The 13501-nt window shown below is 39.2% G+C and carries 8 protein-coding genes and 1 pseudogene; 3 read left to right on the top strand and 6 right to left on the bottom strand.

What is annotated here, in order from left to right:
• Window positions 1-14 precede the first annotated feature (14 nt).
• Together ACLMCG_RS03030 and ACLMCG_RS03035 are read right to left on the bottom strand one after the other, a co-directional pair.
• Window positions 15-1919, bottom strand: a complete 1905-nt coding sequence (locus ACLMCG_RS03030) for a sialate O-acetylesterase (protein ID WP_413958742.1) — start codon at window positions 1917-1919, stop codon at window positions 15-17.
• A gap of 32 nt (window positions 1920-1951) precedes the next feature.
• Entirely contained in the window at window positions 1952-4327 is a 2376-nt protein-coding gene (locus ACLMCG_RS03035; protein ID WP_413958743.1) for a beta-L-arabinofuranosidase domain-containing protein, read from the bottom strand.
• A 513-nt stretch (window positions 4328-4840) separates the two neighbouring features.
• Here ACLMCG_RS03035 and ACLMCG_RS03040 point away from each other — a divergent pair.
• From ACLMCG_RS03040 to ACLMCG_RS03050, 3 genes and pseudogenes are all read left to right on the top strand, one after another.
• Window positions 4841-5527 (top strand): NUDIX hydrolase, encoded by a 687-nt coding sequence (locus ACLMCG_RS03040; protein ID WP_413958744.1) that lies wholly within the window; start codon window positions 4841-4843, stop codon window positions 5525-5527.
• 653 nt (window positions 5528-6180) lie between these two features.
• Entirely contained in the window at window positions 6181-7551 is a 1371-nt protein-coding gene (locus ACLMCG_RS03045; protein ID WP_413958745.1) for a cellulase family glycosylhydrolase, read from the top strand.
• 18 nt (window positions 7552-7569) lie between these two features.
• Window positions 7570-7899, top strand: a pseudogene (locus ACLMCG_RS03050) (RICIN domain-containing protein); the annotation flags it as partial.
• Between the two features lie 429 nt (window positions 7900-8328).
• Here the strand turns inward: ACLMCG_RS03050 and ACLMCG_RS03055 are convergent.
• Genes ACLMCG_RS03055 through ACLMCG_RS03070 form a run of 4 tightly spaced genes read right to left on the bottom strand, consistent with a single transcriptional unit; the run spans window position 8329 to window position 13490 of the window.
• The gene (locus ACLMCG_RS03055; protein ID WP_223598816.1) at window positions 8329-10056 is read right to left on the bottom strand and encodes a sodium:solute symporter family transporter; all 1728 of its coding nucleotides are present in this window, start codon (window positions 10054-10056) and stop codon (window positions 8329-8331) included.
• 3 nt (window positions 10057-10059) lie between these two features.
• Window positions 10060-11217 carry an aldose epimerase family protein gene (locus tag ACLMCG_RS03060; RefSeq protein WP_223598817.1) on the bottom strand — a complete coding sequence of 386 codons (1158 nt, stop codon included), beginning with the start codon at window positions 11215-11217 and terminating at the stop codon, window positions 10060-10062.
• A 27-nt stretch (window positions 11218-11244) separates the two neighbouring features.
• On the bottom strand, window positions 11245-12741 hold the full coding sequence (gene araA / locus ACLMCG_RS03065) for an L-arabinose isomerase (RefSeq protein WP_413958746.1): 1497 nt from the start codon (window positions 12739-12741) through the stop codon (window positions 11245-11247).
• 38 nt (window positions 12742-12779) lie between these two features.
• On the bottom strand, window positions 12780-13490 hold the full coding sequence (locus tag ACLMCG_RS03070) for an L-ribulose-5-phosphate 4-epimerase (RefSeq protein WP_413958747.1): 711 nt from the start codon (window positions 13488-13490) through the stop codon (window positions 12780-12782).
• Window positions 13491-13501 lie beyond the last annotated feature (11 nt).

Below are 13501 nucleotides of genomic sequence, written 5' to 3' on the forward strand. Positions count from 1 at the left end.
TTTCTATGTTAAATTTAATTTTTTCCTGTCGTAAAAGGTGAAGCCGGAAGACCGCTTTTATTTTTAAGATTGCCGTCCGGGTTATCTGCCCAATCGTAGCGTACATTAACAGGATTAGCAATCTGATCATTCCATACAATGACTTTATTGCCTTTTGTCTTGGCTTTTGCCCATTGGTAGCTGCCGTCTTTCTGCTGTATAGCAAAACCTTTAAGGCTTCCCTGTACCAGATCATCTGTTCCGGGTTTAAAGGAGAGAATAATGGTATTCCCTTCTGTTTTCATCGACTGATAAACGGGTCCGTCAGCAATGATTTTTTTGCCTTCACCTATTTTCAGGGCCTGTAAAGCCAGCCTGTCACCCACTGTTTTTTTATTTAAGGGATGAATGTCATTCCATTCTCCCAAATCAATAGCTACAGCAAGTCCCGTATAAGGAACATTAAGCGAAACCTGTCTCTGCTGCTCTCTCAGCTCGGCCCAACCACTATCCAGAGGTTCATCTTTTTTCTCCATGAAATTGGCCAGCTGTACAATCAGGAACGGCAGATCATTCTTGTTCCATTTTGAACGCCAGTCTGAGATCATCGTTGATAATAAATCTGCGTATTCTTTTGGAACTCCTGTATTGCTTTCGCCCTGATACCAGATAAATCCTTTAACCTTATAATTGATCAGCGGATTAAGCATCGCATTGTAAAGCCCTACCGGTTTCCAGCGGATAAATGTTTGCCCGGGAGCCATTTTTTCCATTTTTGCCCCTATTTTATATTTCCACTCGCCTTTAAGGTCTTTTTTTTGTCCGTCAATTTCTAAGTAATATGGTTTATCAGCAATAAACTGTCCTTTTCCGCTGCCATTGATGACTCTTACTGTAATGATATTCTTTCCTTCTTTTAAAACTCCTTTCGGAATGTCGTACCAGCGTGGCGGATATTCATAGGTTACATTTCCTACTTTAATTCCGTTAATATAAGTAACATCAGCGTCTTTTATCCTTCCCAGATTTAAAAATGCTGTTTTCTGGTCTGCTCCTTTGGGAAGAATAATTTCTTTGCGCAACCATACCGAACCGTCAAACGGACCTTCCTGATCTTCCCATGATCCAGGTAGCATTATGGTTTTCCATCCGGAATCATTTCCGTTATCTTTTTCCCAATGCTGATTAAAACCAATGTCACTCTGATCCAACTCCGCATACCATGCTTTGCTTAACGATCTTTCCTGGGATTCTGTAGATTGTATCAGGTCATCATTTTTCCATTTTTCTGCTTCAGCAAGGTATTCCGGATATTTTCTCAGTGATTTTTCATCCATCCAGGCCTGAGCCGGAGAGCCTCCCAGACTGGTATGAATGATTCCTATAGGAACGTTATTTTTTTCATTCAGTTCTTTGGCAAAGAAATAAGCAACCCCTGAAAAATTAAGAATGGTCTGAGGGTTTGTACTTTCCCACTTCCCGCCGTCAAGATCATCTTGTGGAGCTTTAAAATTGTATTTCTGCGGAACTGTGAAGAATCTTATATTCTGATTATTGGCGTTTTTAATTTCATCTCCATACAAAGGTGTGAGCCTTCGCATCGGAAGTTCCATATTGGATTGTCCTGAAGCTACCCATACATCACCAATAAGAATATCTTTAAGAGTGATCTCATTAATCGTCATGGTATATGGGCCTCCGGCATTAAACTTTGGAAGCATAAGAGCCCAGTTCCCATTCTGGTCAGCGGTGGCATTATAGGTTTTATTGATAAACTTAATCGTAATTTTTTCTCCTGCATCTGCATATCCCCAGATCTTAAGATCCTGGTTTCTCTGAAGGATCATTCCGTCTGAAACCAGAGCAGGCAGCTTTACTTTTGCATCGAAACCGCAAATGGCTGCAAGAAAAAATAATAAGTATAGAATTCTGTTTTTCATGGGAAAAATCTGTTTTTAAATTTGGTTCAGCTTTATTTCTTTTCGTAATCATCTGTAAGTAAACGCAATTCAATGACTTTAGCGGTCATCAATTTTTCGTCTGCCAGGAATTTTACGGTAAGATTTTCTTTATTCTTTTCTGAATCCGGTATCGGAATTACCAAATATTGAGGTGAAGTTCCGGACTTTCCTTCCAGATTTTGAGCAATAACTTTTTTACCGTTGATCTCAATATTCAGCGTGCGGTTGGCATTCGCATCAAAATAAAGCAGGTAAAGGTATGGAGCATTTTTTCCGTTATTTTTCATCTGGTAACTGAACCAGCCTTTAGCATCACGGAAATGGAGGTCTTCCATATATCCTGCACCGGAGTCTTTGCTTTCTATAAAATGATCTGATTCCGGCTGCTGTTCGCCCAGCTGAACTTTATCAGCAGTGATCATATCCAGCTTTCTCGTTTCTTTTTCTTCTTTCGCTTTCTGCTTCAGCATATTTTCTATCCCGTTTTTGTCTGCCTGCGGCCAGTACATAATATATCTTTCTGCCTGAATACTGTAAAATGGCACAAGACAGAGTCCTTCTCCGAATTTTTCAGATGGATAAAGACCTTTTATAGCAAAGTTTAGCGGTTTATTGTTCAAAGGTGTTACATGGCTGAGAACCTCAGATGGATTTCCAAGGATAACGGGAATTTCGTTTAAAGGGACCTGCGGACCATGAGCAATATGGCCTCCTCTGCTATCGTCCGCAAGGAGTCCCTGTTGATTTTCGGTCCCGTATTTTGCTGCAAGCACTACAGGTCCGTATTTAAATGCATAATAATTGGAGTCGTCAGGCAATTGTTCTGCAAAAAGATGCATGGGTAAAGTCATTTTAATAACGTCCCCTTTTTTCCATTTTTTAGTCAGTGTAAAATAACCATCGGAACCACACTCTGCTTTTTCCTGCTTTCCGTTGATCAGGATTTTTACATCCGAAGCTGTTGCCCATTGCGGACATCTCAATTTTAGATTAAATTCCGACTTCCCTGCAGAATCAAAAATAAGTGTCGTTTCAGGAAGTTCAGGAAAGTTATTGATCTGGCGGACCACTATTTTCTGCTGTTTCCATGTAAGAGTGGAAGGAATAAATAAGTTGACATATAAATCTTTATCCGACCGGGCATAAATCATTTCCCCATACTTGGCATGATTTTCCATTCCTGATCCCACACAGCACCAGAAACTGGTCTGAGGCTGTGAATACACACGGTAATGCCCGGGACGCATTGGTGTAAAGTATACGAAGCCTCCCTGATCATGATTTTCTGTGGAAAGGATATGATTGTATAATGCTTTTTCATAATAATCCATGTAATACGATTCGGGCAATGTTGCAAACAGTTCTTTAGTCAGCTTGAGCATATTATAAGTATTGCAGGTTTCCGGACCTTCAATACTTTTTATCATGCTGCTGAAATCATTTACAGGATTAAAATGCTCACTGACGCTGTTTCCGCCAATAGCAGTTGATCTTTTTTCCGTTACGTTATGCCAGAAAAAATCAGCAGCATCGCTCCATGACTTATTGTTTTCAAGATCAGCAATACGCTTATATCCGATCACTTTAGGAATCTGGGTATTGGCATGGAGACCTGTAAGCTTATCTTCTCCTGATAAAAGCGGTGTAAGGATAGCCTGATGGGAAAAGCGATGAGCCAGTTTCAGATATTTCTGGTCATGAGTGATCTCATACACATCTGCAAAAACTTCATTAAGCCCTCCATGTTCACTGCGCAGCATATCCTGTATCTGTTCATCAGAAAGGCCTGATACTTCATTCATCATCCAATCCGTGAGTCTGATCAGCATTGTTTTTGCTTTTTCGTTTTTCGCATACCAATAGGCATCGCATAATCCCGAGTACAGTTTATGAATATTATACAAAGGCACCCAGCGGTCGTTCAAACCAAAACCTGTGGCCCTGATGTTTCCTTGTTTAATCTCTTTCCAGATTTTATTTCCATCCGGAACTCCTGAAATATATCCATCCTGAGATGCTCTCTGGCAGCGCTCCAGCTCACTGATCATATAATCAATCCTCTGCCTGATCTCTGGATCTCCTGTAGAAGCATACATTAATGATAATGCTGAAATATAATGTCCTCCAATGTGGCCATTCAGACCTGTGTTTTCCCAATTGGGATAATTATCTGCTTTGGAGTTCAGTCCGGCTTCTTTAAGATAGGGAGCCAACAGTCTATCCGGCTCCATCGCCATCAAATATTTCCGGTCTGCCATCATGGCTTTGTTGAAAACACTCTCAGACAACTTTACAGTTTCCAAAGGAAAATAGTGAATTTTCTTCTTCACCTGTGCTGAGGTAAATGAAAAAAAACACAATAAAAGAACTGAAAGTTTTGGGGTCATGGATAAATGTTAATTCAACATTTCTAAAGTAATGGAAAGAATCTATATACGAAACAATTTTTGAGTCCGATTTATTCATTTTTTTATTTAAAACCTTTCACAAAGCCTTAAAAACAGACAAAATCGTAACACCTTATCATAAAAAATAAGATAATCAATTTACAAGAAAGCGAGAGTGTAAAATCATACGATTCCCTATCAAAATGAATTCAGGATACGTTATAGTAAAATTTTAAACAATATTGCTGATACCTTATCGTATTTTTAACATTAAGCCTATTTACATATCAATTATTACTCTTACCTTTAATTTTAACATAATTTTAACATTAAATTCATAAATAATTAAACAGATTTCAGTGATATTCTTCAATTTTGACAGCTATTTTACCTCCCAAAATATCCACAGAGAATAATTTTACTGAAATAAATGAATACTTATTAAAAGTGTATGAATCACATTTACATAAAATTATATCCATAAAAGCTTTACCTTTGTATAAAATATAAAAGATGACTGAGGATTACTCCCAATATCCCAAACACCTTGTTGCCGTTGACTGTATAATTTTCGGTTTTGATGGCGAAAATCTTAAAATCCTTCTCGTAAAAAGAAATTTTGAACCACAGATGGGCCAATGGTCACTCATGGGTGGTTTTATTGGCAGTGAAGAGACTTCTGATGAAGCGGCCAACAGGGTTTTGTACACATTAACGGGCCTTGAAAATATTTATCTTGAACAGCTGAAATGCTATACTGAAGCTAATCGTGAGCCTACAGCCAGAATCATGTCAATTTCTTATTATACGCTGATTAATATTGAAAAAGACATTCAGATCAATGAGCAGTACAGTGCAGAATGGGTTGACCTTCAAAAAGCACCTACCCTTATTTTCGATCACAATGAAATGGTAAAAGATGCCGTAGCCAGACTGAGAAGAAGAGCTTCCACAGGACCTATAGGGTTTGAGCTTCTTCCTGAAAAATTTACAATGAAGGATCTTCAGAATCTTTATGAAACTATTTTTGATGAAAAATTCGATAAGCGGAATTTTACCAGCAAGATCAACAGTATGGACATCCTTATCAATACCAACAAAAAGGATATGACCTCATCCAGAAAAGGCTCTTTTCTTTACCGATTTGACGAAAAAAAATACAACAAAAAGATATCACAGGGATTTATGTTTAAGATGTAATACTTACAATCTGTATAATTTTAGAAAAAACTTTTTTAGAAAATCAACAATTTAGAGTTGCAAAAACTCCGCATACCCTTATTAAAATCTCACCTATGTGAGATTTTTTTTGTGCTCTTACAGGAAATTTCAAGACAGGCAAACAGTTATTTCGCTTTTTTCTAGCATTATCGTAATAAAAATTTATGATAAGGTTTTTTCTTTTCCCCTACCACAAAAAGCATTATAATTATATGACTTACAATTTTATTTATGATATGTAATTTTTTTGTTAAATTTTAATAAAATATTGATTTATATTTAACATTATATGTATTTTTATACAAAACTAATAACCATACTCAATAATAACTCTAAATTTCACAAACCCCACACTTACATACGTAAGAAACCAGAAAAAGAGAAGAAAAAATTTCAAATCAGCAACTGAATAGAAATGGTTCCATTGTTCTACCGAAACAGGTACTGAAGAATTAAGTAAAGAAAGTCGGGAGACAAGCATATTAGTCAGTTTAATAGAAAATATAGCAATATTCTTATTCAAACCCAACCTCAATAAAATTAAGAAGTTTTACTTATCTACCCAATACTCCTATATAGGTTATCGGGATATTGATGGCTGAAAAAAGACCAAACCTTTAAATATATAAATTATGAGAACAAACAAAATTTGGCTACTGGCCTTTCTGTTAATCATTCTTTCCAGCTGTTCTACGATGGATGAAAAAAATTTACTCGAAGAATCTGAAACCAACTTAAGTACCAGCGCTAACGCAAGAGCATTGGCTGCAACACCAATGCTTCATGTTGGAGGCAGATACCTTAAAGATCCCTGTGACAATAACGTTGTCTTACATGGCGTTGCCATAACTCCCAGCCCCTGGTTCAATGGCTGTCAATATGGTGCTAATTCCGGCTATTGTACCTGGGATAATTACAATGTGCAGGGTGCTCTGAACTATAATAAAGGTGTCATGAACAAGCTCAGCAATGCTGCCGATGGCTGGTATCTCAATTACATCCGCCTTCACATTGATCCATATTGGACTAATGATCCCGGACCAGCTATCCCTGAAAACGATATCTCAAGATTCAATTATAACCGCTTGGTTACTTATACGGATCAGGTGATTATCCCACTGATCAACCATGCCCGCAGTCTGGGAATGTATGTCATCCTACGTCCACCAGGCGTATGCCCAAATCGTATTGCAGTGAATGATGCGTACCATAGCTATCTTAAAACGGTATGGACCTTTTTGTCACAACATCCGAGCCTGAAGAACGCTGACAATGTGATGTTTGAATTAGCTAATGAACCTGTTGAAATCCTGGGAACAAATGGTACTTGGGGGAGTACAGGAAATGAACATTTTGCGGCACTCAAAAATTTCTTTCAGCCATTGGTTAATATCATTCGTAACAACGGAGCCAATAATGTTTGCTGGATTCCAGGTACAGGCTGGCAGTCTCATTATCAGGGCTATGTCAATAATTCTATCACAGGTGGTAATATTGGATATGCAGTTCACATCTATCCGGGTTATTGGGGTGGTGTCAACAATTATCAATCCTTTCAGAACGCATGGAATATCAATGTTAAACCAATTGCAGATATAGCACCCATCGCCATTACTGAAACCGACTGGGCACCTCAGGGATATGGTACCTTCGGAGTCGGCACAACCGGTACGGCAGGCGGAAGCGGATTTGGCGCCAATTTAAAATATATCGTGGATCAGTCAGGCAATGTAAGCTGGAATGTTCTTGCCCCGGATAATCTCCTCCACAAAGGTGATCCTAATGCAGGAACAGCCTACAACAACGATTGGGAAGCCTGCGCCGCACCAGTTAAACAGTGGTTCCAGCAATATGCATCCTCTAATTATCCTGTTGGAAACTGCAATACAAACAGCAGCCTGGTTAACAATGGTATTTACGAAATCGAGTTTCAGACCGATGCCAATAAAGTACTTGATTTAAAATCAGGAGAAGATGCCAATGGCGCAGTATTAAGGCCATGAACAAGAAATGGCGCTTCTGCACAGCGGTGGGTTGCCATTGATGCAGGTAATGGCTACTGGCGTTTTGTATCCAAAGCGAGTGCGTCTAATCGCTGCATTGACCTGGCAAGTAACAGCAACACACTGGGAACTTCAATCCGGCTTTGGCAAAGCTATAGTAATGATGCACAGGCCTGGCAGGTGGTCGCTGTCTCCAATGGTTATTACAAAATCCTATCCAAGGTGGATCCTACACGTGGCTGGGATATCCCGAGCTGTACCATGGATGGCAACTCTAATTTACATCTTTGGGATTATTACGGTACTTCATGTCAATTGTTCAAGTTCAAATATATTGGAATGAACTGATCCCAATAAAAAAATAGGATGCTTTTGGGCATCCTATTTTTTATTATGTGTGAAAAGTCAATTTGCTTCGCAAGTCAATGGTGAATTTCTAAAAATTGACAAGTGAAACGGATTCACTATTGACCTTTCACTTTTCCATATAATCAACGTTTACCAAAACCTTACTACAAGGCAGTCAGTAAAAGCAACGTCACACGATTAAACTAAGGCTCAAGTTCAAATTTATTGGGATAAGCTAAGTGCCATAGAAATGCATAAAGTGCATATAACTAATTCTCAAATAAAAAAAATAGGATGCTGAAAAAAGCATCCTATTTTTTTATTATATGTGAAAAGTCAATTTGCTTCGTAAGTCAATAGTGAATTTCTAAAAATTGACAAGTGAAACGGATTCACTATTGACCTTTCACTTTTCCATATATTCAACGTTTACCAAAACCTTACGTACAAGGCTGTAAGTAAAAGCAATGTCAGCACAATCAAAACTAAAGTTCTGTTGTCCACTTTAAACATCGTCACATCAATGGCAAAAGCTTTAGGATTTACTTTCGGGCCTGCAAGGCTGATCAGTATCATCGCGATTATCGTGATAAAGAATGACCATCCCATATTGATCAGGAAAGGAATCTCGGTAATGGTATGTACTACTCCGTTCTCCAGCTTTTCATAAGTGAATGCAGTGTACATCCAGGTTTCTTTTCCGAAAATTTCTACAGCAAAACTGTTGAAGAAGATCGCCAGCACAAAGCCTAAGATAACCCCCACCAAAGCAGCTGTACCCGTTGTTCTTTTCCAGAACATCCCAAGAAGGAACATGGCAAAAACTCCCGGACTGATAAAGCCCGTATATTTCTGGATAAATGTAAAACCTCCTTCACCACCAATTCCTAAAACGTCTGTCCAGGTAAAAGCCAATGCGACCATCATCGCAATAATAATGACCCAGCGACCTGTTCTCACCATCTGGATTTCGGTAGCATCTGTTTTAAGGTATTTTTTATAGATATCTAAAGTAAAAATGGTTGAGATACTGTTTACTTTTCCAGCCAGTGAAGCTACAATTGCTGCTGTCAACGCTGCAATGGCCAATCCTTTTAATCCTACTGGTAAGAATCCTAATATTGCAGAGTATGCTCCATCTTTCACTCCATTGAATCCAGGAAGGTGTCCTTTAGAATATAAAACATAAGCAGCGATTCCCGGAAGCATTACAATGACAGGCATGAATAGCTTCAGAAAACCGGCAAATAAAATTCCGGTTCTTGCCGTTTTCAGATCTGCCCCCAAAGCTCTCTGGGTGATGTATTGATTACAGCCCCAATAGTTTAGGTTAACAATCCATTGCCCGGCAAAATACATCGCCAGACCCGGTAGAACAACATACTTCTGTACATCAAGGTTCTGAGGCATATCCAAAGTAGTGGTGGTTGTTTTTGGCTTGTCAAGAATCAGTTTAAAATGCTGCGGAGCCTCATTAATCAGAGTATTGAATCCCGCTAAAGCATTCCCTACAGCCGCCCCGTTGATTCTCTGGTCTACAATCTGCAACGCCATATAAACCGTTGCAAAACCGCCAATAATAAGAACTGCAACCTGTATAACGTCTGTATATCCAATTACTTTCATTCCTCCAAGGCCGATCAGAAGGGCCATAAGCAAAAGAGCAATCATAATACCGTGAAGATGTTCTCCACCTAATAAAGTATCAATGGCAAGAGCTCCAAGGTAAAGAATGGAAGTAAGATTAACAATAACATACAGAAACAGCCAGAATACTGCCATAATCAGTGAAACCGATTTATTATACCTTCTTTCAAGAAACTGAGGCATGGTATAGATCTTATTTTTAAGATAGATTGGAATAAACCAGACCGCAATAATGATCAGTGCAAGGGCAGCAATCCATTCGTAAGCGGCAACAGCAATTCCGACAAAGAAACCTTCACCACTCATTCCGATAAACTGTTCAGCAGAAATATTGGAGGCGATTAAACTGGCTCCGATCGCCCACCAGGTCAAAGATCCTTCCGCAAGGAAATAATCCTTACTTCCTGTAGACTCAGATTTTTTCTTTTTGTAGATCCATAATCCGTAAGAAGCTACCACCACGAAATAGATCAGAAATATAATGATATCAATAGTTGCTAATTTCCCCATAGTTTACTTTTTAACTGAGAATTTATAGATGGTTTTAGACTGGTACTTCTGTCCTGGCTTCAGTTCTGTAGAAGGGAAAGAAGGCTGGTTTGGTGAATCCGGGAAATGCTGTGTTTCCAGGCAGAACCCTGTTCTGAATTCATTTTTGCCACCGGTTTTGGTATCAAACTTTCCGTCAAGAAAATTTCCGGAATAAAACTGCACACCAGGCTCATCAGTGAAAACTTCCATAAGCCTTCCTGTTCCCTGATGATATACTTTGGCGATACTTCTGAGTCCTTTTCCATTCAGAATCCAGTTATGGTCATATCCTTTTCCTTTTTTCAGCTGATCGTCATCTGCGCTGATATCTTTTCCAATAGGTTTTGAAACTGTAAAATCAAAAGGAGTCCTTTTTACCGTTTTCTGTTCACCAGTCGGAATCAGAGTTTCATTGACCGGAAGAAAATGATCTGCATTAATCTGCAGTTCATGATCGGTAATCGTTTTTGTAAAATTTCCTGACAGGTTAAAATATGAATGCTGGGTAAGATTTACCACTGTAGGCTTATCGGTCTCTGCTTCATAAGAAATTTCCAAAGCATCTTCGTCTGTAAGGGTGTAGAAAACAGTTGTTGTTAATTTCCCCGGATATCCTTCTTCACCGTCTGCACTGGTATAAGATAATTTTAATGTGGGAAATTTTGCATCTTTTACTGCCTCAATATTCCAGAATCTGGTATGAAATCCTTCTTTTCCTCCGTGAAGGCTGTTAGGACCATCGTTTTTGTCAATTTCGTATGCTTTGCCTTCCAGTGTAAATTTTGCGTTGGCAATTCTGTTACCATATCTTCCGATCAACGCGCCGAAATAGTAAGGATTACCCTCAAAATATCCTTCGGGTTTTGTAAAGCCCAGAACTACGTCTTCATATTTGCCGTTCCTGTCAGGTGCTGTTAAAGAAGTAATAATTCCACCGAAGTTGATGACCTCAACTTTCATCCCGTTTTTATTGCTTAAAGTGTATTTTTTAATAGAATCGCCCTTGGGCGTAACTCCATAGTCTGAAGTATGAACATGCTCCATTTTTCCTGAAATATCCTGTTTGTTATTTTCTTTTCTGCAGCCGAAAATAATTAAAAATAATAAAATAAAAATGCCGTTATATGTTGTTTTTTTCATAATTATTTACATATTTTTTAAAATTAGTTAACGATAATACATTTCATTCCAACGAAGTGTATTTTTAAAATCACGCATTCTGGTATCTTCATCAATGACTAATGATTCCATGCCTGCTATGTCAGCAAAATCTTCTAACTGTTCTGCTGAAATATTTTCACTATAACACGTATGATGTGCACCTCCTGCCAATATCCAGGCCTCTGCAGCCGTATATAAATCTGGAAGAGGTTTCCATAAGACTCTTGCTACCGGAAGTTTGGGCAGCTCTTCTGTAATTTCCAATGCTTTTGTTTTGTTGATCAGCAATCTGAAATGGTTTCCAAAGTCCATCAATGCAGCGTTCAGAGAATCAATATTTCCTCTGGAATTGAATACGAGACGAACGGGATCTGCTTTTCCTCCTATTCCCAGCGGATGGATCTCACATAATGGTTTTCCGGCAGCCAGAACCGGATCTACTTCCAGCATATGAGAGCCTAAAATAGAAGGGTTGGAAGGATCAAGATGATAGGTATAGTCTTCCATAAAAGCATTTCCTCCTTCAAGCCCCTGCCCCATTGTTTTCATGGCGCGTACCAACGCTGCTGTTTTCCAGTCTCCTTCTCCTGCAAATCCATATCCTTTCTGCATCAGGCGCTGTACGGCAATTCCAGGCAGCTGTTCCAGCCCGTGAAGGTCTTCAAAGGTATCGGAGAATCCTTTAAATCCACCATCTTTTAAAAACTTTTCAAGCCCTGATTCAATTTTGGCGGCGGTGTGCAGAGACCTTCTGTTTGTTCCTCCTTCCAAGAGAGATGCTGCCATATGATAAGAAGATTCATATTCTTCCATAAGGCTTTTTATTTCTCCTTCACTTACAGAATTGATAACTCCTACAAGATCACCGATTCCCCAGGTATTGACTGAGAAACCAAACTGTGTTTCAGCTTCCACTTTATCACCATCTGTAACGGCTACAAACCGCATATTATCTCCGAAACGGGCAAATTTAGCCCCCTGCCAGTCATCCCAGCCTGCAGCAACCCGGCTCCAGTCACCAATCTGCTTCTGAACTCTTTCTTCTGACCAGTGCCCTACCACTACTTTTCTGTTTTTTCGGAGTCTGCTTACCATAAAGCCAAATTCACGGTCACCATGAGCAGCCTGATTGAGATTCATAAAATCCATATCCATTGTAGACCATGGGATGTCTCTGTTGAACTGGGTATGCAGATGCAGAAGAGGTTTCTGTAAAATTTTTAATCCTCTGATCCACATTTTAGCGGGTGAGAAGGTATGCATCCATGTAATAACTCCTATACAGTTTCTTGCCTGATTGGCTGCTGCAATGGTTTCAAATATCTCTTCTGTAGTTTTTACGGTTGGTTTTACAATGACTTTTACCGGGATAAAAGAAGATTTTTCAAGTTCTTCCACAATTTTCCGGCTGTGTTCTGCAACCTGAGCCAGTGTTTCGGGCCCGTATAAATGCTGACTTCCTGTGATGAACCAGATTTCTTTGGTATTGAGAGGTGTTAACATAATTTTATTGATCGTTAATAGTTGTTTTTGTTGAGTGTTTAGTGTTTAAATTCCTGTCCGTAATAAGCATTCTTGCCATGTTTACGTTCGTAGTGCTTTTTGATGAGTGAGTCTTTGAGGCGTTCTGCATCAGGATTTATCTGTCTGGTGAGATAAGCCATTTCAGCAATGGTTTCCAGTACTTTGCTGTTGTAGACTGCTTTTTCTGCGTTTTTCCCCCAGGTAAAGGGACCGTGATTGCCAATCAGAACCATCTCTACTTCTTCCGGGGATAGCTGTTTTTCTTTAAAGCATTCCAAAATCTGTATTCCGGTATTGTATTCATAATTTCCTTCAATGAGATGATCATGCATCGGTGGTGCACAGGGAATATCTGTCGTGAGATGGTCTGCATGGGTGGTTCCGAAAACAGGAATATCCATTTGTGCCTGTGCCCATGCTACGGAATAGATCGCATGTGTATGGGAAATCCCACCGATTTTTTCCCAGCACTTATAGAGATAAGCGTGTGTTCTGGTATCTGATGATGGTCTGAGACTTCCTTCAATTACATTGGCATCAAAGTCTAAAATCACCATGTCTTCAGGCTTTAAAATGTCATAGGGAACACCGCTTGGCTTTATGGCAAAAACACCTTTATCACGGTCTACAGCACTTACATTCCCGAAGGTATAGACCACCAGCTTCAGTGCGTCGAGCTGCATATTAGCTTCATAACATTCTCTTTGGAGTTCTTTATATGTATTCATTTTGAGTGTCA

It is taken from the genome of Chryseobacterium sp. S90 (assembly GCF_047444895.1).
In the GTDB taxonomy this organism is placed as follows: domain Bacteria; phylum Bacteroidota; class Bacteroidia; order Flavobacteriales; family Weeksellaceae; genus Chryseobacterium.

Excerpts from the sequence above, each read along its gene's own strand:
- ACLMCG_RS03030 (WP_413958742.1), bottom strand. The coding sequence starts at position 1,919 with ATGAAAAACAGAATTCTATACTTATTATTTTTTCTTGCAGCCATTTGC.
- ACLMCG_RS03035 (WP_413958743.1), bottom strand. The coding sequence starts at position 4,327 with ATGACCCCAAAACTTTCAGTTCTTTTATTGTGTTTTTTTTCATTTACC.
- ACLMCG_RS03040 (WP_413958744.1), top strand. The coding sequence starts at position 4,841 with ATGACTGAGGATTACTCCCAATATCCCAAACACCTTGTTGCCGTTGAC.
- ACLMCG_RS03045 (WP_413958745.1), top strand. The coding sequence starts at position 6,181 with ATGAGAACAAACAAAATTTGGCTACTGGCCTTTCTGTTAATCATTCTT.
- ACLMCG_RS03055 (WP_223598816.1), bottom strand. The coding sequence starts at position 10,056 with ATGGGGAAATTAGCAACTATTGATATCATTATATTTCTGATCTATTTC.
- ACLMCG_RS03060 (WP_223598817.1), bottom strand. The coding sequence starts at position 11,217 with ATGAAAAAAACAACATATAACGGCATTTTTATTTTATTATTTTTAATT.
- araA (WP_413958746.1), bottom strand. The coding sequence starts at position 12,741 with ATGTTAACACCTCTCAATACCAAAGAAATCTGGTTCATCACAGGAAGT.
- ACLMCG_RS03070 (WP_413958747.1), bottom strand. The coding sequence starts at position 13,490 with ATGAATACATATAAAGAACTCCAAAGAGAATGTTATGAAGCTAATATG.